The sequence below is a fragment of the Aureivirga marina genome (genome assembly GCF_015767265.1).
GTDB classification, from domain to species: Bacteria; Bacteroidota; Bacteroidia; order Flavobacteriales; family Flavobacteriaceae; genus Aureivirga; species Aureivirga marina.
Genome location: NZ_JADPIB010000002.1, coordinates 341,388 through 365,653, shown reverse-complemented (window position 1 = coordinate 365,653; position 24,266 = coordinate 341,388). Strand labels below are relative to the sequence as shown.

Genomic DNA, 24,266 nt, shown 5'->3' with positions numbered 1-24,266 from the left:
CTTTTTTTATACAAGAAACTTTCATTCTAATCTTTTATTTATAAATTAGAATCTAATTATAAAATGAAATAAAATCTATCATAATCAATGAAACAATTACTTTTTTCAGTAACCTTATTTTCATTACTTTTTTCTTCATGTACTTCTCATAAAAAAGAAGAAAAAGTAGAAACAAAAAAAACTACAATAAACAAAGAACAAATTCAACAAGATAGTTTAGCAATTCGTAAGATTTTTGATACAGCTTTAACAGATGCTGATTGTTATGAATGGTTAAGAGAATTAACTTCAATTGGCGGACGACTTTCTGGTTCTGAAGAAGCTGCAAAAGCAGTAAAATGGAGTGAGAATTTAATGAAAGAATTAGAATTAGATTCTGTTTGGCTACAACCAGTGATGGTTCCACACTGGGTTCGTGGAGCAAAAGAAAAAGCATATTATACTATTAACGGAGAAAAAATAAACGTTCCAATTACTGCACTAGGAGGTTCCGTAGCAACTCCTAAAAATGGTGTTTTAGCAGAAGTAATTGAAGTAAAAAGTTTGGAAGAAGCTGAAAAACTTGGAGAGCAATTAGCTGGGAAAATTGTGTTTTACAATCGTCCAATGGATCCAACATTAATTAAAACAGGTCATGCTTATGGAGGTTGTGTAAATCAACGTTATTCTGGTGCTCGAATTGCTGGGAAATTTGGAGCTGTTGGTGTTATCGTTCGTTCAATGAGTTTAAAAAATGATGATTATCCACATACAGGAAGTATGAGTTACGGTGATTTACCAGAAGATAAAAGGATTCCAACTGCTGCAATTAGTACAAAAGCTGCGGATTTATTAAGTGAAAATATCCAGAAAAAATCTAGTTTGACATTTTTCTTTGAACAACATTGCGAAAATCTTCCTGAAGTTCTTTCTTATAATGTGATTGGTGAATTAAAAGGTTCTGAATTTCCAGATGAAATTATGACAATTGGAGGACATTTAGATTCTTGGGATTTAGGAGATGGTGCTCATGATGATGGAACTGGTGTTGTACAAAGTTTAGAAGTTTTACAGTTGTTTCAAAAAAATAATATTAAACCAAGACATACGTTGCGTTGTGTGTTTTTTATGAATGAAGAAAATGGACTTCGTGGTGCTAAAAAATATGCTGAAGAAGCGAAAGCTAAAAATGAAAAACATGTATTTGCTTTAGAATCAGATGCAGGAGGACATACGCCAAGAGGATTTTCATTCGATGGAAATTTAGCGAGTTATGAAATGATGAAAGAATGGCGAAATTTATTAGAACCATACGGAATTCATGAATTTACAAAAGAAGGTAGTGGAGCAGATATTAGTCCTTTAAAATCGGAAACAATTGTACTTTCAGGTTATCGTCCAGATTCGCAACGTTATTTTGATTATCATCATGCAGAAACGGATACTTTTGATAAAGTGAATAAAAGAGAATTGGAACTTGGTGCAGCAGCAATGACTTCTTTGGTGTATTTAGTAGATAAATATTTACCAAAACAAGAAAATGTAAAACCATAATTTTTTGACCAAATTAAAATGAAAAAAATAAGTTTTTTAATAGGAATTTTAGCAGCTTTTTCTTCTTGTACTGTAAAAGAAGAAGTAGATGTGATCTATAAAAATGGAAATGTTTATACTGTAAATGAAACTTTTGACAATGTTAAAGATTTCGCTGTAAAAGATGGAAAGTTTATCGCTGTTGGTGGTGATATTTCTGCAAATTACAAGGCTGCTAATGTTGTAGATTTAAAAGGAAAAACTGTTTTCCCTGGATTTATTGATGCACATTGTCATTTTTATGGTTTAGGATTGCAACTCCAAAAAGTAGATTTGGTTGGAACTAAAAGTTTTCAAGAAGTTTTAGACAGAATTGTTGCATTTCAAAACAAGAAAAATGTTCCATTTATTACAGGAAGAGGTTGGGATCAAACAAAATGGGAAGTGAAAGAATTTCCTACTAAAGAAAAGTTAGATAGTTTATTTCCAAATACACCTGTTGCTGTAAGAAGAATTGATGGACATGCTGTTTTAGCAAATCAGAAAGCTTTAGATTTAGCATCTATCACTGGAGAAACTAAAGTTGAAGGTGGGGAAGTTATTTTAAAAGATGGAAAACCAACTGGAGTTTTAATTGATAATGCAATGGATTTGGTTTTAGCAAAAGTTCCAGAACCTACAAAAAGAGAAAAAATTCAAGCACTAATTGATGCAGAAAAAATCTGTACAGATTTAGGTTTAACAACTGTTGATGATGCAGGTTTAGATAAAGATGTGATCGAATTGATTGATAGCTTGCAAAAAGCTGGAACTTTACACATGAAAGTCTATGCAATGGCAAGTGCTACAAAAGAAAATTTGGATTATTATTTGAAAAATGGAAAAGTAAAAACACCAAAATTAAATGTTCGTTCTTTTAAATTTTATGCAGATGGAGCTTTAGGTTCAAGAGGTGCAGCACTAAAAGAATCTTATTCAGATCAACATAATCATTTTGGAACTTTACTTTCTTCTGTAGAAGATTTTAAATCTACAGCAAAAAGAATTGCTTCATCCGATTTTCAGATGAATACACACGCAATTGGAGATTCTGCAAATTATGTTGTTTTAAAAACATATACAGATATTTTAGGTGAGAAAGCAAAAGAAAGAAGATGGAGAGTAGAACATGCTCAAGTGGTTTCAAAGCAAGATTTATCATTCTATAAAAACATTTTCCCATCTGTACAGCCAACGCATGCAACTTCCGATATGTATTGGGCTGAAAAACGTTTAGGTGAAAAGAGAGTGAAAGAAGCGTATGCTTATAAAGAACTTTTAAATGCTTATGGTAAAATCGCTTTAGGAACTGATTTTCCAATTGAAAGAGTTAGTCCTTTTCTAACTTTTTATGCTGCAACTGCTCGAAAAGATTTGGCGAATTTTCCAAAAAACGGTTTTCAAAAAGAAAATGCTTTAACTAGAAAAGAAACTTTAAAAGGAATGACAATTTGGGCTGCTTATAGTAATTTTGAAGAAAATGAAAAAGGAAGTATAGAAATTGGAAAAAGTGCGGATTTCATCATTTTAAATCAAGATCTTATGAAAATTGATGAAACGAAAATTCCTGAAACAAAAGTAGAAGAAACTTATATTGATGGTGTTCTGTTAAAATAAAATGCATTAATGTTAAATTATTGAATATAAATATATTAAAATTTAATATTTCGTAAATTAAAGGAAGCTTGTCAAATCAAGTTTCCTTTTTTTATGAAAAATATATTACAAATTTTCATTTTTTTAAGTTCTATCTGTATGTTTTCACAAGATGTTGTAGATCAAATTACAGATAAAACTTGTGAGTGTTTAAGTAAGCTTTCTGAAAATTTATCAGAAGAGCAAATTACATTAGAATTTGGAATGTGCATGATGAAAGCTTCTACACCTTATATGGAAGAATTAAAAGCGGAATATGATATTGATTTAAAATATGCGAGTGAAAAAGAAGGAGAAAAACTTGGAAAAGTTGTTGGAATTAAAATGATTGAAGTTTGTCCAAGCTATTTAATGTTACTTTTTAAAGAAGATGAAACTTCGGATGAAAATACTTTTGAAAGTCAATATGTAGCTGGAAAAGTAACTAAAATTACAGAAAAACCATTTTTAATTTTAGAAGTTGAAGATGCTTCGAAAACGAAAGTAATTTTACACTTAATTACTTATGTAGATACAAATATTGACATTACAGACCATAAAGATTTAAAAGGGGAAAACTTGGTGTTTTATTACATTCAACAACCGTTGTTTGATGGGGAAAAAAAGGAATTTAGACCATATAATGTTTTGACAGCAATTAGAAAATAATTTTTGAAAATCGGAATAAATTATGGATATCGTTTTTAATACATATGAACAAACAACAGCTTTTACAGATTTAATTTTAGCGATTATTGCAATTTTAATTTTCATGACAATCAAAAGGGTTGGAAGTAAAATCGATAAAAGAAAAACAGGAATTTGGAGTTTAATTTATGTTTGTGTAGCAATTTCTTCTTTTCTTGGAGCAATTACACATGGATTGATTATTTCAGATTTAACCTATAAAATTCTTTGGAATATTATTTTTCTAAGTTCTGGTTTCTTAATTTCTTTTGTTGGAGTTGGTGCTTTGTATGATTTTTATCGATCTCGTCTATCAGATGCCATTTATTGGTTGGCTGCCGGAATGAGTATTTTATTTTTCTTGATTAATTTTTATGGTCCAGATACCTTTTTCTTTTTTATCATTTATGAAGCACTTATACTATTAATCGCACTTTTTTATTACTACAGAATTTACAGAAAGACAAAATTAAAATGGACTTCAAACATGATTTTTGGAATTTTACTTTCCATTATTGCAGCAGTTGTTCAAACTTTTAAAGATTTAAAATTTACTATTTTTTGGGATTTCGATAATAATGGAGCTTTTCATATCATCGAAATATTTTCATTGTTTTTCTTGGCAAGTGGAATTTTAGGAGAATTCCGTTTTCGAAAGAAAAGAAAAATATTAGAAGAGGAATTGTAATTTTTGATTATACATTCCGACTTTTAAATGAAAATCAGATTATTAAACGTTCTGTTTTTTAATTTGTCTATGAATTTTATTCTTTTGTTAAAATAGTATAAGTTTAAAATTTTAAATAAATTCAATTGCTTTATTTTTAATTAATTAAAAAATAGAGTGGTTTTTTAACGAATTTTTATTAGAAAAATTGATATGATTTTAACTTAAGATTTGTTATTTCGTAGGTTTTACATGATAGATAAAATATACCCGAAAAAATGAAAAATATAGCATATCTTTTAGTTAGTTTTCTTCTTTTGACAGCTTGTAATTCTGAGAAAAAAAAGGAAATTACTTTAAAAAAAGGTGATTGGAAAGGTGAGATTTTTATGCAAAATGATACATTACCTTTTATCTTTGAAATTGAAAAAAATGCAAATTCTTTTACAGGAAAATTAAAAAATGGTGAAGAAACAATACCATTAAATGATATTGAAGTTAAAAATGATTCTGTTTTTATTTCGATGCATATTTTTGATATTACATTGAAAGCAAAAATCAATGAAAATTCTTTAGATGGAGAATATGTGAAAAATTACATTCCAAATTATAAACTTCCTTTTAAAGCAACATTTGGTGAATCAAAACGATTTGAAAATCCGAAAAGTTCTAATGCATTTGATGGAAAATGGGACATCATTTTTAAAGATGATAAAGGGAACGAAAATGTTGCAATTGGAATTTTTAAACAAGATGGAAATTTAGTCAAAGGAACATTTTTAACACCAACAGGAGATTATCGTTATCTAGAAGGAACTGTTGAAAATAATGTTTTAGAATTGCTGACTTTTGATGGAAATCATGCGTTTATTTTCAAAATGAAATTAAATGAAAACGGAGAATTAGAAGGAACTTTTAAATCTGGTTTAAATTGGATAGAAACTTTTACAGGAAAGAAAAATCCAAATGCAAAACTTCCTGATGCAAATGCATTGACGTATTTAAAAGATGGATATGAAACTGTTTCTTTTTCTTTTCCTGATTTAAATGGTAAAAAAGTTAGTTTAGAAGATTCTAAATACAAAGGAAAAGTTGTGATTCTTCAAATTTTTGGAACTTGGTGTCCGAATTGTATGGATGAAACACAATTTTTATCAAAGTGGTATCGAGAAAATATAGATCGTGGTGTAGAAATTATAGGATTGGCATACGAAGCAAAGGACGATTTTAATTATGCAAAATCGAGAGTAGAAAAAATGAAAAATACATTTGATGTTCCTTATGAATTTTTGATTGCAGGAACATCAAACAAGGAAGAAGCTTCCAAAACATTACCGATGTTAAACAAGATAATTTCATTCCCAACAACAATTTTTATAGATAAAAATGGAAAAGTTGCTAAAATTCATACAGGATTTTCTGGTCCAGCAACAGGTGAATATTATGCAAAATTTGTCGAAGAGTTTAATAAAACTATTGATAATTTGACTTCAAAAAAATAAAAAATAAGATATTTTAAACGGTTTCTTGAAGAAGTATAAATGTGTAAATTTTTATACTTCTTTTTTTTAATGCCATTTCTTGATTTATATCAAACAAGAAATGGTATTTTTGTAAAAAATAATTGATTACATAGTTTTTTAACAGTTTCAAGTATGAGTTTTACACATTATATAAAAAGTTTTATTTTCTTTTTAATGTGAAAAATGCATTTTGGAAAAATATTTGTTTAATCAGAATTTAATACAATTTAAAAAGATTGACTCGTTATATAATAATAGAAATTAAGATATCAAATGAGCTTTAGAAAGAATATAACACTAATAATAGTTTTACTATTTAGCAAAACATTTTTTGCACAAAAATCGATCATTTACGAAAATGATTTAAAAAAGTATAATCATGCTTTGACTTTGTATAATGATAAAGCATATACAGCAGCGAAGCATATTTTTGAAGAACTAGAAGAGAAATTTGATAACTCCACAGATTATAAAGCAAATTGTGCGTATTACATTGCAAACTGTGCAATTCGGTTGAAAGAGAGTAATGCAAATGAGTTGATGAATGAATTTGTGACTAAATATCCGACAAGTGCAAAACGAAATGAAGCATTTGTAAATGTTGGAGAATATTATTTTAAAACGGGAAATTATGCTAGAGCTTTAACTTGGTATGAAAAAGCTTCAAAAAAGAATATTTCTACAGAAACAGATGATTTTATTTTCAAATTAGGATATGCTTATTTTAAAGTAAATCAGTTAGAAAAAGCAAATGATCAGTTTGTTCAGCTTTTAGATTCAAAGCAATATGGAGCAAAAGCAAAATATTATTACGCTTATATTTCTTATAAATTAGAAGATTATGACAAAGCGGAAAGATATTTTGAGGAAGTAGAAAAAAATGCAAATTTTGATGATTATGTTCCGTATTATCGTGCGGATATGAATTTTAAGTTAGGAAACTTTCAAAAAGCAATTGATATCGCAGTTCCATTGATGGAAACAGCTCGTCCGAATGAAGTTTCTGAAATAGCTAAAATTATTGGAGAAAGTTATTTTAATTTAAAACAATATGAAGAAGCAATTCCTTATTTAAAACAATATAAAGGAAAGAGAAGAAGGTGGAATAATACAGATTATTATATTTTAGGATATTGTTATTACCAACAAGAAGATTATGAGAATGCAATTGCAAACTTTAATAAAATTATTGATGGTAAAAATGAAATTTCACAAAATGCTTATTATCATTTGGCAGAATGTTATTTAAGTTTAGATAAGAAAACGGAAGCTTTAAATGCTTTTGGAAATGCTTCAAATATGGATTTTCTTCCAAAATTAAAGGAAGATGCGATGTATAATTATGCAAAACTAAGTTATGAAATTGGAAATCCATATAAAAGTACACCACAGATTTTACAAGATTTCTTAAAAGAATATCCAAAATCGATTTACAAAAAAGAAATTGAAGGATTAATTGTGAGTTCCTATGTAACTTCGAAAGATTATGAAGGTGCTTTACAATATTTAGACAATCAAAAAAGTAAAAAAAGCAAAGAATTGTATCAAAAAGTTGCATATTTCTTGGGTGTACAATATTTCAACGAAGGAAATTATACAGATGCAATCGAGATGTTTACAACTTCTTTAAACAATCCAATTAATCAGAAATTTAATGCAAAAGCAACGTATTGGAGAGGTGAAGCAAATTATAAGCAAAACTTATTTAATGCTGCTCTAATTGATTTAAAGAATTTCAAAGAATTGTTACTAACAGTAGAAGAAGTTCCTGAAGCGAAAGAGTTAGATTATGATTTGGCTTATGTGTATATGAAATTGAAAGATTATGAAAATGGAGCAATGCATTTTGATAAATATATTAAGACAAATAAAGAAGATGTTTTAAAGCTAAATGATGCATATTTACGTTTAGGTGATTGTTACTCGATGTCGAAAAAATATTGGGAAGCGATGAAAGCTTATAATCATGCGATTAAATTAAATAGTATTGATGAAGATTATGCTTTTTACCAAAAATCGATTAGCTATGGATATGTTGATAAAAATTCTGTAAAAGTACAAGAATTGACAAAATTCGTAACAGAATATCCAAATTCAACTTACAATGACGATGCTTATTATCAATTAGCAAATACGTATTTAATCTTGAAAAAAGATACAAAAGCATTAGAAACGTATGAAACTTTCTTAAAAAAACATCCAAAAAGTCCGTTAGTTCCAAAAATATTAATTCGTAAAGCATTGGTATTTAATAACCATGGAAGACATGAAGATGCTATTGAAATCTATAAGAAAATTGTAGCAGATTATCCAAAAGCTTCGGAAGCAAATGAAGCTGTAAGAAATGCTCGTCAGATTTATATTGACATTGCAAAAGTTGAAGAATATGGAGAATGGGTGCAAACGATTGGATTTATTAATATTAGTAAAACAGAATTAGATCACGATCAGTTTGAGGCTGCAGAAATTAAATATTTAGATAGTTACCATGAAAAAGCGATTGCTGGATTTAAAAAATATTTAAATAAATATCCACAAGGAATGCACGTTTTAGAGTCGAATTTCTATTTAGGAGAATCACTTTATACAACTGGAAAAGATGTGGAAGCGACAACTTATTATAACAAAGTTGTTGAAGGAAAAAATAATGAATTTACTGAACCAGCTTTAACTCGTTTAGGACAAATTTATGTGGATAGAGTAAATTGGGAAAAAGCGATTCCAGTATTATTAAGATTAGAGAAAATTGCTTCTTTACCACAAAATAAAATATTTGCAAATAGTAATTTAATGAAAGGTTACTATGAAACTTCAGATTTTAAAAATGCTGTTGCTTATGCAGATAAAGTTTTAAAGCAACAAAATGTTGAAAAACGTGTGATTTCTGATGCGAAAATTATTATTGCAAGATCCGCTTTTGAAAGTAAAGATTTTGTAAAAGCTAAAGAAGCATATGCAGAAGTAGAGAAAATTGCTAAAGGAAAATTGAAAGCAGAAGCTTTATATTATCATGCATATTTTGCTTATAAGGATAAAAAATATGATGATGCGAAAAAAACAATCCAAAGAATTGCTTCAGACTTTTCAGCTCATAAATATTGGGGAGCAAAATCACTATTAATTATGGCGCAAATCTTCTACGAACAAAAAGATTCGTATCAAGCAACTTATATCTTAGAGAAAGTAATTCAAAACTTTAAAGATTATAAAGATGTTTTAGAAGAAGCAAGAGTGAAATTAAGTGAAATTAAAACAGAAGCTAAGAAAACAAATGATTCTGTAAAGTCTGATAATCAATAGTTAGAGAAATTATGAAGAAATTATTCGGTATATTATGTATCTTCCTTTGTTCACAAATTACTTTTGCTCAAGAGGAAGAGGAAACAGAAGAAAAGTTAGATACTTTAGCAACAGAAACTGTTGTTATTGAAGTAAATTATAAACCTAGAGTATCAGACGCATTTAAGTTGATTAAAAATCCTGTTATCGAAAATGACGATATTAAAAAGGAAGAATTAAATTATAGTATTAATTCTTTTCCTGTGGCGTCTACTTTTACACCTGCAACAGGAAAAGCGAAAGATTTAAAGAAAGAGCCTGCGGAACATTATTATAAAAGTTATGTTTCTGCTGGATTTGGGAATTATATCACACCATTAGCAGAAATTTATTTGAATTCAAGTTCATCTCGTTATAATGATTTTGGAATTTTCTTAAACCATCATTCTTCACAAGGTGGAATTAAAGATGTAGAATTAGATGATAAATTCTACGATACAAAAATGAAATTGTATTATAAAGAATTTTCAAGAGATATGAATTGGGAATTAAATGGAGGGTTTCAATTACAAACGTATAATTGGTATGGTTTAAATGATCAAATAGAGTTTTCTCCTGAAGTTATTTCTGCAATTGATCCAACACATAATTATACTTCTGGAAATATTGGAGGATTGATTTCTTTAGAAGATTCGTTCTTTAAAAAGGCTAGTTTGAATATAGACTATTTCTCAGATAATTTTAGTTCTAGTGAAATTCATGTTTTGGCAAAACCAACATTTGAATTTCCAGTTTCACAAGAATTAATTACTTCAAAATTTCACTTAGAATATTTGAATAATAGCTTTGAAAGAAGTTATGCAACTGAAGATGAAATTAAAAACACTTGGGCAAATATTGGTTTCTCACCAAGTTTGGAAGTTTTTAGAGATGAATTAACAATTAATCTTGGAGCAAGAGTTTATTATACGTTCGATTTAGAAAATAGTGTTAGTAAATTTTATGCTTATCCAAATGTGACAGCTTCTTATAAATTAATAAGTGATGTGATGATTCTTTTTGCTGGAGCTACAGGAGATTTAGAACAGCAAACTTATAAAGGATTTGTTGAAAAAAATAAGTTTTTAGCACCAAATATTGCAACAATTCCAGAAGATACAAAATATCGTTTTTATCTTGGAACAAAAGGAAAATTAGCTTCTAATATTAATTATTTCTTGAAAGGAGAATATAAAAATGCAAAACATAGTCCGATGTTTATTCAAAATCCAATTATTGGAGATGGAACAATAGAAGCAACAGAAGCTTATCAATATGGAAATTCATTTACAGTAATTTATGATGAATTAAAAACATTGAGTTTTCATGCTGGATTGGAAGTTCCTTATAAAAAAGTATTTAAGTTTAAAGCAGATGTTCAATATTTTAATTTTACAACAACAGAACAAGAAGAAGCTTGGAATTTACCAAATTTCAAATCTTCTATTAGTGCAGAATATAGAGGAAAACATTGGTTTGCAGGAACAGAAATTTTTTATGTAGGAACAAGAAAAGATTTGCTTTTAATTCCTACGAAACCACTAGAGCCAATGGCTGTTGATGTAGATGGATATATTGATGTGAATTTAAAAGGAGGATACAACTTTAGTAACAGACTAACTGCTTTTGTTCATTTAAATAATGTTTTAAACCAAGATTATCAAACTTATTTAAATTATCGAGTTCAAGGATTCCAAGTTTTAGCTGGAGTTACCTACAAATTTGATTTGAATGGTATATTTTAAATAAAAAAACATAAGATTTTAAAGGGATTATAGGAAACTATAATCCCTTTTTTTATTTCTTTAAAAACAACAATTTATGGCTATAAAATCTTAAAAGAATATTCTTAAAATTTGTTTAAACTGTTAATTTTAAGGTTAAAATTCTGCTAAACAGTAGTTTATATTTTTATTTTAAGACGACCGGTCATATCTTTGAATAAGTTTTTAAGACGAACGGTCATATTATTCAAATTTAAATAATACTAATGAAATCTATTACAGCAAAACTTCACTTATAGCCATTTCAAATTCAATACAGCAAAAACTAAAAATGGCTATAAGTTTTCAAATCCATTCAAATTCTTAAGTCATGAAAAAAACAGCATTATTAATCATAATTCTTTCATTTTTATTTGTTGGTTGTAATAAAGACGTTTACGAAAAAGACGTTGCCACAAATGCAAAAATTTCTCAAAATGAAAATTTAGGAAGATTCAAATCATTAGGAGCTGCTCCTGATGTGAAAAATGTACAATTCGGATACGGAAACGAGTTCGATGGAAATAGTTCGAGAACTACGGTTGCAGTAAATAATCAAGGAAATATTGTAGAGGTTCATCAATCTAGAACAACTAGAAGTGTATGGTATCATACAGGAAAATTAGATGAGGTGATGAATATAAATTGGTCAGAAAGTAAAAAGTTTGATGATGGTTTAGCACCTTCTGTTGCAATGAATGATAATAATGTTGTAGTGGAAGTTCATGAAACATCAAATATTTTTACAAGTGACCTTTGGTATCATGTTGGAGTTCATAATGGGAATAGTGTAAGTTGGAGCCAAAGTCATAAATATGACAAAGGTGTACATCCGAGTATTGCCATAAATAATCAAAACCAAGTTGTAGAAATTCATAAATCAGAAGGAAATTCAGGTTTGTTTTCAAGAGTTGGAACTGTGAATCCATCAAATGGAACAATTTCTTGGAAAAATAATTCAAAATTTGATACTGGACATAACCCAAAAATTGCTTTAAATAATAATGGAGTAGTTGTAGAAGTTCATAATTCAGAAACTTCTGGGAAATTATGGTATCATGTAGGACGTATAAATGGAGATAGAATTGACTGGGGAAGTTCTTATGAATATCAAAGTGGTTCCATGCCTGATATTGCTTTGTTAGATGATGGAACAGTGATTGAAACACATACTTCAGAAGGAGTGAAAAATAATTTATGGAGTATGATTGGAAAAGTAGAAGGAAATCAGATTAATTGGATTACTTCGAGTTCTTATTTTGATAAAGGAAAACATACAAGTATTTCTGCTACTAATGAATTTGCAGTTCAAGTACATGAATCCGAAGATCCTTTGGGTGGAATTTGGTATTCAGCAAGTAAATTTATTGATCGAGCAAATTGGATGAAAAATACAATGGGTGTGATTGCTGCGAAAAATTTAGGAGAAATAGCAATTCCAGGTTCACACGATGCAGGAATGTATGATTTTAGTTTAGGACAAACACAAGATCAAAATATTTACCAACAATTACATCATGGTTCACGCTTTTTTGATTTACGATTAGATGGGAATTTAAATATTTATCATGGGCCTGTTGGTGGACCTTCTGTGGATCATGTTTTAAGTGATGTTCGAAAATTTATGGAAGAAGGTCGAGAAGAATTAGTAATCTTAAAATTTTCACATTTTAAAGATATAAATGAAGATAAATACAAAACATTAATTACTAAAATTCAAGAAAGTCTGGGGAATTATTTATATGAAAATACAACAGGAAGAAGATTAGGAGATATTACTATTGGGGAATTTGTTGGAGAAGGAGGAAGGATTTTAGTTTTAGTAGATGAGAATTTCCCTGTCGATTTTCCTTTTGAAAATATTTATACGTTCAGAGATTGGTCAAAAGACGATTTGCAAAATGCAGATTTAGTGATGTTTGATGAATATTCAAATACGACTTCTTTTGATAATATGAGAAATGATCAAATAAATAAATTAAGAAGTTTTACTGGAATTGCAGGTGATGGAACAGAAGTAGATATGTTTTTACTTTCTTGGACATTGACGCCTGTTACAGGTGTAGAATTATATGCTCCAAATGCAAACAAACGATTAAGTTTTGAAGCTAAAAACTTTGAGAAAATTCCGAATATTCTTTATGTAGATTTTATGGAAGGAGCAAGAGCAGTTGATGTAGCAATTTATTTAAATCAACATTTTTAAAAGAAAATTTTTATACGACACATATTGGCGATTTTGATATATATCTTTGTGGTATAGAAAAAGAAAAAGTATTAACTATATGTTTTGATTTCAATACTACATATGTATTTCAACAAAAAGGAAGTTAAGTTTCTAAAAGTCATTGTTCATTAAAAATTTGCCAGAAAAAAATTGCTATGAAAGGTACAAAAGAAATTAAGAAAACAGTAGAAAGTGTACTACTTTCCTGATGTTAGTTAATTATAATTAGTAATCGATCTTTTTCATGGATTGAGGCTATTTCACTAAAGAAATAGCCTTTTTTTATGCGTTAAATATTTGCTAAACAGACTTCTAATTTTCTGTTTCGAAAAATCGTGTGTAACTTCAATAAGAATTATAAACCAAAAATGTAACTAACATGAGAAGTTCAATTATTTATTTTTTATTGATTTCAACTTTATTTTTTTCTTGTAATAATGATGATGATGAAACAAATGGTTCAGATATCAATGATAATCAAAACCAAAATGATAATTTAGGTGCTGCACCTAATCAATTAGATGTGCAATTTGGTTATGGAAAAGAATTTGATCAAAATAGTTTTCACCCTGCAATTGATGTAAATATTAATGGTAAAATAGTAGAAATTCATCAATCTAGAACTTCAAGAAGTGTTTGGTATCATTTGGGTGAAATTGATCCAGCTTCTAATATTATTTGGACAGAAAGTAAAAAATTGGATAATGGACTTGCTCCAACAATTACAATTAATGATAATGGTGTTGTTGTAGAAGCGCATGAAACATCGAATATTATAACATACGATTTATATTATCATGTAGGAATTCATAATGGAACTGATATTTCATGGAGTGAAAGTCATAAATATGATAATGGTGTTCAACCAAGTATTGATATGAATAATAATAATCAAATTGTAGAAATTCACCGCTCGCAAGGAAATTCAGGTTTGTTCGCAAGAGTTGGAATTGTAAATCCAGATTCTAAAACGGTTTCTTGGAGTGATAATGAAAAATTTGATACAGGAAATAATCCAGAAATTGCTGTAAATAATAATGGAACTGTGATTGAAGTTCATAATTCTGAAACTTCAGGAAAATTATATTATCATGTCGGACAAATTCAAAATAATCAAATTGTTTGGGGAAATGGCTATCAATATGAATCCGGAGCTTCACCTTCTGTAGTTTTGTTGGATGATGGAACTGTAATTGAAGTTCATAGTTCCGAAGGATTAAATGATGATATTTGGAGTAGAATTGGAAAGGTAAGTGGTGATAAAATTATTTGGTCTGGAGAAAGTTCTTATTTTGATGATGGAGATTTTCCAAATGTAGGAGCCACAAGTGAATATGCTGTTCAGGTTCATGAATCTGAAGATCCTTTAGGTGGCATTTGGAGTTCTGCTTGTAAAGTAATTGATAGAGGAAATTGGATGGCAAATTCCATGCAAACTATTGGTTCTAAAACTTTAGGAGAAATTGCAATTCCAGGTTCACATGATGCAGGAATGTATGAATTAAGTTTAGGACAAACTCAAGATTTAAATTTATATGCCCAATTACACAATGGTTCTCGTTTTTTCGATTTAAGAATTGATGAAGATTTACATATTTATCATGGGCCAATTCAAGGACCTTCTGTAGATGTTGTTTTAAATGATATTAAAAAATTCATGGATGAAGGTAGAGAAGAAGTTGCAATTTTAAAGTTTTCTCATTTTAAAAATTTAAATGGAGATTTATACCAACAATTAACTTCAAAAATTCAACAAACATTAGGAACTTATTTATTTAAAAATGATACAGGAAAAAGATTAGGTGAATTAACGATGAATGAATTTACTGTAAATGGTGGAAAATTAGTAGTTGTGGTTGATGAAAGCTATCCTGTAGATTTTCCTTCTGAAAATATTTATGTCTATCGAGATTGGACAAGTAGCGATTTGCAAAATGCGGATTTGATAGTTTTTGATGAGTATTCTAATACAACTTCATACGAAGACATGAAAAATGATCAATTAAATAAGTTAAATAATTTTACAGGATACACACCAAACGGAACAAAAATCGATATGTTTTTACTTTCTTGGACGTTAACTCCAGTTACTGGAGTGGTATTTTTTGCAACAGAAGCAAATAAGAATTTAGGTTCGGAAGCTTTAAATTTTCCTAAAATTCCAAATATTTTATATTTAGATTATATCGAAGGAGCAAGACCTGTAGATGCTGCGATTTATTTAAATGAGAAGTTTTAGATTAATATAAATTTTTAATCACGACATATTTTGGCGTTATGAGAATTTACCTTTGTAATTAACAAAAAAGCAAAGATAATGACTAATAAACGTTTCAATTTAATACCTTCTACTCTTTTTCAATTGAAAGCGGAGCTAGAAAATATCAAAGAGCAAATTGTTTCATTGGATGCCAATAATTTTTATGATTCCAATAGCGTCAATGATATTCGAGTTTTTTTACAAAACAAAGCGATGCATTTAAAAGAAGAAATTGAAAAGTTTGAGATGAAAGATGAAATCTTTCAAAAAGTTAGTTAATCAACTGCTTAGATCTCTTATAAAATAGTGATAGAATTTTCTATCACTATTTTTTATTTTTTAATAAATCATCTATTTTTTCAACAGCAATATTTAGTCGAGTTTCTTTGTTTCCTTTTAATAAAATATATGGTTTATTGTATTTGTCTAAAGTATTTTTAAAAGCATCGAACATTTCCTTTCGCATATGAGGTCGATCCCTTAAATCATCTTCTTCCCAAGGTGTATCAATATAAGTCAGAAAATAAAAATCATAGTCGCTTTCTAAAGCAGCTTTTTCCAAATCATCATGTACGTAGCCATCATAATATTCTTCAGAATACACTTTTGTTTCCAACAAATTCGTATCACAAAACAATATTTTATTCGCTTGTTTTGCAAGTTCATTTTCTAATTTAATTTGTCCTTTTGCAATTGGAATTAAATCGGAAACTTCACAAATTTTATTTTCCTTTTCCCATTTTTCTTGCAAAAAATCTCTCGCAAATTCAGGAACCCAAACTGTTTTATATTTTTCTGCTAATTGTTTTGAAAGTGTTGTTTTTCCAGTAGATTCTGGACCAAACATTACTACTTTTAAGATATTGCTACGTTCTTGTCTAAAATCTTTTTCCATCCTATATAACCATAAATTGCTAAAACTAAAAATATAGTAAATTGAATTCCAGAGAAACCTAAACCTTTTACAAAATAAAGAGGAACTGAAATTACATTACCAACAATCCATACAATCCAATTTTCGATTTTCTTATTTGCCATTAACCACATTCCTGCAAAGAAAATTCCTGTAGTCAAAGTATCAAAATAATCTGTGATGCGATCAAACCTGTCAAAATATTTATAGATTGCGATGATAAATGCGGCAGTTACAACAAAAATTGTAATCGTTTTTATCCAATCTTCTTTTGAACATTTGGTTATTGGAATATGATGATCATCAATCATTCTTGTCCAAATATACCAACCATAAAAACTCATTCCAGTATAATAGATATTAATAATCATATCTCCGTAAAGTGTAAATTGCCAGCAGATGAAAACATAAATTGCAGTAGAAATTATTCCAGTTGGATACACTAAAATATTTTCTTTTTTCGCATAGTATACACTTGCAATTCCGAAAATTACAGCAGTTATTTCTAAAAAAATATCTAAAAAAGAAGCCTGTTTATAAGGCTCTAGGAAAAAATCAAATATGGGGTTCATAATTAGCTCTGTCTCCTTTAATTAATTTTAAAACGAAAACACAATTCTCTTCATTTAAAAAAGCTTCATGAATATTTTCGTTTAACCAAGTCATTATTTCTTTATAATCTCCATAAACTTGAGTACTAAGAGGATTCTCTTGAATTTCAAATTTTGAAGCACGCAATTTAGTTATAAATTCTTTAATAGGTTCTTCAAAATCTTTATGTAAAGGATACATACTAATATCAACGGATAGTTTCATATTTCTCAAAATTTAAGTTTTTATCTTCAAAAAAAGTATCATTTTCTTCAAAAGCAGTTCCGATAACGACAATATCCGCACCATGAGAAAAAGCGTTTTCAATTTGTTTTTGTGAACGAATTCCGCCACCAACAATCAAAGGAATTGAAATATTTTCAGCTACTTTTTCAATAATTTGAGAAGAAACCGCTTTTTTTGCGCCACTTCCGGCTTCTAAATAAATCATTTTCTTTCCTAAATACATTCCTGCAACAGCTGTATTTACAACTTTTTCAATTTCTGTTTGACAAATTGGAGTTGTTTCACTTACTCTTTGCACAGCAGTTTTTACACCTCCATCAATCAAAATGTATCCAGTAGAAATGATTTCCAAATTACTTTTCTTTAAATATGGAACAGCTTTAAGTTGTTGTTCAATTAAATATTCAGGATTTCTTCCAGAAAGTAAAGAAAGAAAAAGAAGCACATCTGCATGTTCAGAAATTTGCGTAAAATCACCAGGGAAAATGAAGATTGGAAGGGAAGTATATTTTTTAATTTCTTTTAAAATTAATTGTGATTGTCCATTTTCTACAGTACTTCCTCCAACAAAAATCAAATCAATTTTATGTTGATGAATATTTTTAATTTTTGAAGGAATAAGTTCAGAATGTAATTTATCAGGATCTAATAAAACCGCAATAAGTTTTTGCTTTTCAGTTTTTGCTTTTTTTAGGAAAGAGTAAAATTCACTTTTCATTTAATCCATTTTTAAAGCATAAACCAAACAAAAACCATTAAACTCTTCGAAGAAAACTGTAAAAGTTTCGTCAAAATTATTTTTATGAATTCTTCCTTTTGTTTTTGAATCATGCATTTCAAAAGGAGAAATTAATAAATGTGTATCAAATTGAATTGCACCTTCTGGATGGATTTTAAATAAAGATTCTTTTGCTCCCCAAATTCGAGTTAATTTATCAATATCAGTTTCCATATTGACAAAACTTTTTTCAGAACCAATAAATTTTTTAGCAATTCGAACAATTTTATCTCTTTTTTTCTCAATATCTACACCGATATAATCATTTTCATTAATTGCAATCACAGCATATTCAAAAGAATGTGAAATAGAAATTGATTTTCCATCACTCAAAAAAGGTTTTCCATTTTGGTTGTAAGTTACATCTTCATCAGCATAACCTGCAATTTTTAATAAATGACGAACACTTAAAAAAGCTTTTTGTGCCATTTCATTTTTCATTTTAGAAACTCTTTCTTCACTGTGTGTTGTTAAGGAAATCGTTTTTAGTTCGTCTAAGCTTTCTGTTACATGCCAAATCAATAATTTTGATTTTGCTGTAGGTTCAATAATTTTAAGTAAAGGCATATTTCTATAAAAAGAAGAATTAATATTTGATTCTAAGAAAATTAAATATAGAATGTGTAAATATTTCCATAGAATCTATTAATATAATTTTACGATTTAAAAAATTTATTTTGTGTAAATTTGCGTTTTGAAAATACAAATATAATAATATGAGTGCAGAAACATCGACTTACGTTAAATATAAAGTAAAAGACATCAGTCTTGCAGACTGGGGACGTAAAGAAATTCGTTTAGCTGAAGCAGAAATGCCAGGTTTAATGAGTTTAAGAGAAGAGTACAAAGACGAACAACCTTTAAAAGGAGCTCGTATTGCTGGATGTCTTCACATGACAATTCAAACTGCGGTTTTAATTGAAACTTTAGTTGCTCTTGGAGCAGAAGTTACTTGGAGTTCTTGTAATATTTTCTCTACACAGGATCAGGCTGCTGCTGCAATTGCTGATGCAGGAGTTTCTGTGTATGCTTGGAAGGGGTTATCAGAAGAGGAGTTTGACTGGTGTATCGAGCAAACTTTATTCTTTGGAGAAGAGAAAAAGCCATTAAATATGATTTTAGATGACGGTGGAGATTTAACGAATATGGTTATTGATCGTTACCCTCATTTAGTTGAAGGAATCAAAGGATTATCAGAAGAAACTACAACTGGAGTTCACCGTTTATATGAGCGTATGGAAAATGGTACTTTACCAATGCCAGCGATCAATGTAAACGATTCTGTAACAAAATCTAAATTTGATAACAAATACGGATGTCGTGAATCTGCTGTTGATGCAATTCGTAGAGCAACTGATATTATGTTAGCTGGAAAAGTTGTTGTAGTTGCTGGATATGGAGACGTAGGAAAAGGAACTGCTGCTTCTTTCAAAGGAACTGGAGCAAGAGTTATCGTTACGGAAATTGATCCAATTTGTGCTTTACAAGCTGCAATGGACGGATTCGAAGTTCGTAAAATGGATAATGTAGTAGGAAAAGCGGATATCGTAATTACTACAACAGGAAACAAAGATATCGTTGTTGGACGTCACTTCGAGAACATGAAAGACAAAACGATTGTTTGTAACATTGGACACTTCGATAATGAAATTGATGTTGCTTGGTTAAACAATAATCATGGTGATTCTAAAGTTGAAATTAAGCCTCAAGTTGATCAATATACTATCAACGGAAACGATATCATCTTATTAGCTGAAGGAAGATTAGTAAACTTAGGATGTGCTACAGGACACCCAAGTTTTGTAATGAGTAATTCATTTACAAATCAAACTTTAGCGCAAATTGAGCTTTGGAAAAATTCTGAAAACTATGATAACAAAGTGTATATGTTACCAAAACACTTAGATGAGAAAGTAGCTCGTTTACACTTAGCTAAGATTGGTGTAGAATTAGACGAATTATCAGAGGATCAAGCTAAATATATCGGAGTTACAGTTGAAGGTCCATTCAAGCCAGAATACTATAGATACTAAGATTTTTAGTTTAAAATATAGCAAAACCGATTTCAATTTTTGGAATCGGTTTTTTTATTTAATCTATAATCTTTTTGTTAAAACTATCTAAAAGATTTTAAAATTGGTAATAGTAATACTATAATTCTTTATTCCTTGATTTTTAAATTGTTAAAAACAAGCTTTTTTATTTGTCAAATTTTGAAGGTACTTCAAATAAATGATGTATTTTTGCGCCTAATCCCAATGAAATACAGAAATTGAATGAATACAAAAACAATCACTTTCTCTAAAATTGACAAGACTAAATTTTTTAGAACATTAAATAAACGTGTTAATACTTATTTTAAAGAAAATAATATTAAAAAAACAGGAAACTGGAAATTGTATAGTAAAGCAATTGTAATGTTCTCCTTATTCATCATCCCTTTCATTTTAATTTTGACAGTTTCAATGCCACAATGGGCTTTATTTATTTTAGCTATTGTGATGGGAATTGGAATGGCTGGAGTTGGAATGAATATTATGCACGATTCGAATCATGAATCATTTTCTAGCAAAAAATGGGTGAATAAATTAATGGGAAGCAGTATTTACATTTTGGCTGGAAATGCTTATAACTGGAAAGTACAACATAATGTTTTACACCATACATATACAAATATTCAAGGCTATGATGAAGATATTGATGCAGGAAGAGTTATCCGTTTTTCAAAACATGCAAAATGGTTTAAAATGCATAAATTCCAGAAATATTACTCGATTTTTCTTTATGGATTATTGACTTTTAACTGGGCAATTACAACAGATTTCAAACAAACTTATCGATATAATAAAAGAAAACTTTCTTTTGGAAAATATCCATCAGCTAAAGTACAGTGGTTAAATTTAATTATAACAAAAGTGCTTTATTATGGAATTTGGATTGTTTTACCATACTTAATTTTAAATATTGCTTTTTGGAAAGTTTTACTAGGATTTTTCATTATGCATTATACAGCTGGAATTATTTTAAGTGTTATTTTCCAGTTAGCACACGTTGTTCCTGAAACAGAAATGCCATTGCCAAATGAGGAGGGAAAATTAGAAAATACTTGGGCAATACATCAATTGTATACAACATCGAATTTTGCACCTAAAAATAAAATTATTTCGTATTTTACTGGTGGTTTAAATCATCAAGTAGAACATCATATTTTTCCAAATATTTCGCATATTCACTATGGAAAAATTGGAGAAATTGTAAAAGAAACAGCTAAGGAATTCAATTTACCTTACCATGAATACAAAACCATGAGTAAAGCAATTGTTTCCCATTTTAGACAATTACAAACATTAGGATATAGTCCTGCACATTAGCCAATAAACAACGAACAAGTATTTATGAAAAAATTATCGAAACGTGTAAATAGTATACCAGTTTCTCAAACTTTAGCAATGGCAGCAAAAGCAAGAGAATTGAAATCAGAAGGAAAAGATATTATCGGTTTGAGTTTGGGAGAACCAGATTTTAATACTCCTGATTTTATTAAAGAAGCTGCTATCAAAGCAATCAATGATAACTATAATTCTTATACACCAGTAGATGGTTATCAAGATTTAAAAGAAGCTATTTGTCGTAAGTTCGAAAGAGATAATCAGATTAAATATTCACCAAATCAAATTGTAGTTTCAACAGGAGCTAAACAATCGTTAGCAAATGTAATTTCTGCTTTAGTAGATGTTGGAGATGAGGTGATTTTACCAGCGCCTTTTTGGGTAAGTTATGAAGCAATGGTTCTTTTAAATGAAGGAGTTCCAATGATTATTGAAACAGATATTGATTCTGATTTTAAAATTACTCCAGAACAATTAGAAGAAGCAATTACATCAAAAACAAAATTAATTGTTTTCAATTCACCAAATAATCCTAGTGGTTCTATTTATACAGAAGAAGAATTTAGAGCAATCGCAAAAGTTTTAGAGAAATATCCAGATATTTTTGTGATTTCTGATGAAATCTATGAACATATTATTTATGAAGGAAAAACTTTTAGTTTTGCTGCAATTGATAGCATGTATGACAGAACAATTACAGTAAATGGAGTTGCAAAAGCATTTGCGATGACAGGTTGGAGAATTGGTTATATTGGAGCGCCAGAATGGATTGCAAAAGCTTGTACGAAAATGCAAGGACAAAGTACTTCTGGAGCAAATTGTATCGCTCAGAAAGCTACAATCGCTGCTGTTGATGCAGATCCTTCGAAAATTAAATATATGGTAGATGAGTTTGAAAGAAGAAGAGAAATCATCTATAATTTATTAAGCGAAATTGACGGATTTAAATTAAATATGCCTAAAGGTGCATTCTATATTTTCCCAGATGTTTCTTCTTATTTTGGAAAAACAATTGCTGGGCATAAAATTGAAAATGCTTCTGATTTTTCAATGTTACTTTTACAAGAAGCAAATGTTGCAACTGTGACTGGTGATGCTTTTGGTTCGCCAAATTGTATCCGAATTTCTTATGCTGCTTCTGAAGAAAATATTAGAGAAGCTATTGCAAGAATCAAAAAAATATTGAGTTAAGAAAATAACTAATATTAAAATATAATAAAACCACATCTGAATTTTCTGATGTGGTTTTTTGTTGCATATAGTTTTATTTTTTCTTCTTTTTTGATTTGAATTTTGCAAGAAAAGAAGTGATTTGTTTTAGGTCTTTTTTAATAGAATCTTTTTCAAAATCACTTGTATTTTCTTTGATATAATCTAGATCTTTTTGAATTGATTTTTTTTCAAATTCACTTGTTTTATTTTTTAATTCTAAAACAAGATTCTCAATTTGAATATTTATTTTCTCAGATTCTGGTTGCTCATTCCAAAGATTTTCCAAACCTTCCCAAGCTTCTTTTTGTTCTTTATTCCACATAATTAATCCAATTTTTTAGTGATACATTCCAATAATATTTTTCGAATCCTTTTCATTTTTACTGCCACATGATTTTCCGATATACCAGTGATTTTGGCAATTTCTTTATAAGGTAATTTCTCCAAATAAAGAATGGTAATCTGTTTGTTGCTTTCTTCCAATTTTGAAATACAAGAAAGTAAAGCATCGTATTTCTCTTGTTTTTCATGGTCTATTGGAGCATCAGCTGGTGTAATTTGAATAGAATCCAAAGAGGAAATTAAATGGTTTTTTCGATCCGATTTTTCCTTGGAACGAATACAAATATTTAGTGTAATTCTATAAATCCAAGTTTTGATATCAGATTTTCCTTGGAAAGAATTAAAAGATTTCCAAAGTTCATAAACAGTTTCTTGAAAAAGATCTTTTGGTTCTAATGGAGATTTCGCATAAATTTTACAAATGCGATAGATTTGTGTTTTATTTTCCAATAAGATTTCTTCAAAATTTAATTTTTTCGGATGTGCCATTTATTTCGTTTTACCATTCATATTAATTAGTTACATGGACTTTTAAAATATGACAGAAAATTTTAAAAAAAATAAAAAAGTTTGTTTTTCTCTGGCTTAGGGATTGAAACGGCATCCTTTTGCTGCTTGCAGATTTGCAGCAAAAGATATAGTGGAAAGCCCGACCCTGCAAAGAGCTTTGCAGGGGAAGCTCCAAAAAATTATTTCTTTATATCTGATTTTCCACCAGTTTTTTCTAATAATTCAACTTTCTGAATTACCATATTTTGTGAAATTGCTTTACACATATCATAAACTGTCAAAGCAGTTGCAGTTGCTCCTATAAGAGCTTCCATTTCTACACCAGTTTTTCCTTCGATAGAAACTGTACAAAGAATTTTGATGTTTTCTTCGTCTACAATTTGAATATCGACATCTACACCGTTAATCAAAAGTGGATGACACATTGGAATAATGTCAGAAGTTTTCTTTACCGCTTGAATTCCCGCGATAATTGCTGTTTGAAAAACAGGACCTTTTTTTGTTTTTAATTCATTTCCCTCAAAGTGAGAAATAATTTCTTTTCCTAAAAACATTTCAGCTTTTGCTGTGGCAGTTCGTTTTGTGATTTTTTTCTCACCAACATTTACCATTTTTGGCTGATTTTCTTCATTTAAATGTGTAAATTCACTCATC

At 28.9% G+C, this 24,266-nt stretch carries 21 protein-coding genes; 13 read left to right on the top strand and 8 right to left on the bottom strand.

What is annotated here, in order from left to right; genetic code table 11:
• Positions 1-87 precede the first annotated feature (87 nt).
• The 10 genes from I1A51_RS05770 to I1A51_RS05725 all read left to right on the top strand — a co-directional run bounded on the left by I1A51_RS05770 (position 88) and on the right by I1A51_RS05725 (position 15,910).
• Positions 88-1,533 (top strand): M20/M25/M40 family metallo-hydrolase, encoded by a 1,446-nt coding sequence (locus I1A51_RS05770; RefSeq protein ID WP_196891983.1) that lies wholly within the window; start codon positions 88-90, stop codon positions 1,531-1,533.
• An 18-nt stretch (positions 1,534-1,551) separates the two neighbouring features.
• Positions 1,552-3,168: an amidohydrolase gene (locus I1A51_RS05765; RefSeq protein ID WP_196891981.1), complete on the top strand. Its 1,617-nt coding sequence runs from the start codon at positions 1,552-1,554 to the stop codon at positions 3,166-3,168.
• A gap of 93 nt (positions 3,169-3,261) precedes the next feature.
• Positions 3,262-3,855, top strand: coding sequence for a hypothetical protein (locus I1A51_RS05760; protein ID WP_196891979.1), 594 nt, complete (start codon positions 3,262-3,264; stop codon positions 3,853-3,855).
• A 22-nt stretch (positions 3,856-3,877) separates the two neighbouring features.
• Positions 3,878-4,561, top strand: coding sequence for a DUF6962 family protein (locus tag I1A51_RS05755; RefSeq protein ID WP_196891977.1), 684 nt, complete (start codon positions 3,878-3,880; stop codon positions 4,559-4,561).
• A gap of 257 nt (positions 4,562-4,818) precedes the next feature.
• Entirely contained in the window at positions 4,819-6,042 is a 1,224-nt protein-coding gene (locus I1A51_RS05750; RefSeq protein WP_196891975.1) for a peroxiredoxin family protein, read from the top strand.
• Between the two features lie 294 nt (positions 6,043-6,336).
• On the top strand, positions 6,337-9,363 hold the full coding sequence (locus I1A51_RS05745; RefSeq protein WP_196891973.1) for a tetratricopeptide repeat protein: 3,027 nt from the start codon (positions 6,337-6,339) through the stop codon (positions 9,361-9,363).
• Between the two features lie 11 nt (positions 9,364-9,374).
• Positions 9,375-11,126, top strand: coding sequence for a TonB-dependent receptor (locus tag I1A51_RS05740; RefSeq protein ID WP_196891971.1), 1,752 nt, complete (start codon positions 9,375-9,377; stop codon positions 11,124-11,126).
• A gap of 349 nt (positions 11,127-11,475) precedes the next feature.
• Complete coding sequence (locus I1A51_RS05735) at positions 11,476-13,350, top strand: phosphatidylinositol-specific phospholipase C domain-containing protein (protein WP_196891969.1); 1,875 nt, start codon at positions 11,476-11,478, stop codon at positions 13,348-13,350.
• 400 nt (positions 13,351-13,750) lie between these two features.
• Positions 13,751-15,610, top strand: coding sequence for a phosphatidylinositol-specific phospholipase C domain-containing protein (locus I1A51_RS05730; protein WP_196891966.1), 1,860 nt, complete (start codon positions 13,751-13,753; stop codon positions 15,608-15,610).
• Positions 15,611-15,688: 78 nt separating this feature from the next.
• Positions 15,689-15,910 (top strand): hypothetical protein, encoded by a 222-nt coding sequence (locus tag I1A51_RS05725; protein WP_196891964.1) that lies wholly within the window; start codon positions 15,689-15,691, stop codon positions 15,908-15,910.
• A 46-nt stretch (positions 15,911-15,956) separates the two neighbouring features.
• Here the strand turns inward: I1A51_RS05725 and I1A51_RS05720 are convergent, their stop codons facing one another.
• From I1A51_RS05720 to I1A51_RS05700, 5 genes are read right to left on the bottom strand one after another with little or no spacing between them, the layout of a single operon-like run.
• The gene (locus I1A51_RS05720; RefSeq protein WP_196891962.1) at positions 15,957-16,526 is read right to left on the bottom strand and encodes an AAA family ATPase; all 570 of its coding nucleotides are present in this window, start codon (positions 16,524-16,526) and stop codon (positions 15,957-15,959) included.
• Entirely contained in the window at positions 16,487-17,116 is a 630-nt protein-coding gene (gene pnuC, locus I1A51_RS05715; protein ID WP_196891961.1) for a nicotinamide riboside transporter PnuC, read from the bottom strand. The genes I1A51_RS05720 and pnuC overlap by 40 nt, the downstream gene beginning before the upstream one ends.
• Entirely contained in the window at positions 17,100-17,360 is a 261-nt protein-coding gene (locus I1A51_RS05710) for a YkoF family thiamine/hydroxymethylpyrimidine-binding protein (protein WP_196891959.1), read from the bottom strand. Before I1A51_RS05710 ends, pnuC begins: the two co-directional genes overlap by 17 nt.
• The gene (locus tag I1A51_RS05705) at positions 17,344-18,099 is read right to left on the bottom strand and encodes a geranylgeranylglyceryl/heptaprenylglyceryl phosphate synthase (protein ID WP_196891957.1); all 756 of its coding nucleotides are present in this window, start codon (positions 18,097-18,099) and stop codon (positions 17,344-17,346) included. Before I1A51_RS05705 ends, I1A51_RS05710 begins: the two co-directional genes overlap by 17 nt.
• Positions 18,100-18,726 (bottom strand): 4'-phosphopantetheinyl transferase family protein, encoded by a 627-nt coding sequence (locus I1A51_RS05700; RefSeq protein WP_196891956.1) that lies wholly within the window; start codon positions 18,724-18,726, stop codon positions 18,100-18,102.
• A 149-nt stretch (positions 18,727-18,875) separates the two neighbouring features.
• Here I1A51_RS05700 and ahcY point away from each other — a divergent pair, with 149 nt between their 5' ends.
• The 3 genes from ahcY (at position 18,876) to I1A51_RS05685 (ending at position 22,739) form a co-directional block, all read left to right on the top strand.
• Positions 18,876-20,192: an adenosylhomocysteinase gene (gene ahcY, locus I1A51_RS05695; RefSeq protein WP_196891954.1), complete on the top strand. Its 1,317-nt coding sequence runs from the start codon at positions 18,876-18,878 to the stop codon at positions 20,190-20,192.
• Between the two features lie 243 nt (positions 20,193-20,435).
• On the top strand, positions 20,436-21,530 hold the full coding sequence (locus I1A51_RS05690; protein ID WP_196891952.1) for a fatty acid desaturase family protein: 1,095 nt from the start codon (positions 20,436-20,438) through the stop codon (positions 21,528-21,530).
• Between the two features lie 24 nt (positions 21,531-21,554).
• The gene (locus I1A51_RS05685) at positions 21,555-22,739 is read left to right on the top strand and encodes a pyridoxal phosphate-dependent aminotransferase (RefSeq protein WP_196891951.1); all 1,185 of its coding nucleotides are present in this window, start codon (positions 21,555-21,557) and stop codon (positions 22,737-22,739) included.
• 73 nt (positions 22,740-22,812) lie between these two features.
• On the opposite strand, the gene I1A51_RS05680 is transcribed toward I1A51_RS05685, so the two are convergent.
• From I1A51_RS05680 to moaC, 3 genes are all read right to left on the bottom strand, one after another.
• Positions 22,813-23,082 carry a hypothetical protein gene (locus I1A51_RS05680; protein ID WP_196891949.1) on the bottom strand — a complete coding sequence of 90 codons (270 nt, stop codon included), beginning with the start codon at positions 23,080-23,082 and terminating at the stop codon, positions 22,813-22,815.
• A 2-nt stretch (positions 23,083-23,084) separates the two neighbouring features.
• A complete protein-coding gene (locus tag I1A51_RS05675; protein WP_196891947.1) occupies positions 23,085-23,591 on the bottom strand; it encodes an RNA polymerase sigma factor in 507 nt (168 codons plus the stop codon).
• Positions 23,592-23,791: 200 nt separating this feature from the next.
• Positions 23,792-24,265, bottom strand: a complete 474-nt coding sequence (gene moaC / locus I1A51_RS05670; protein WP_196891945.1) for a cyclic pyranopterin monophosphate synthase MoaC — start codon at positions 24,263-24,265, stop codon at positions 23,792-23,794.
• Position 24,266: the final 1 nt, after the last annotated feature.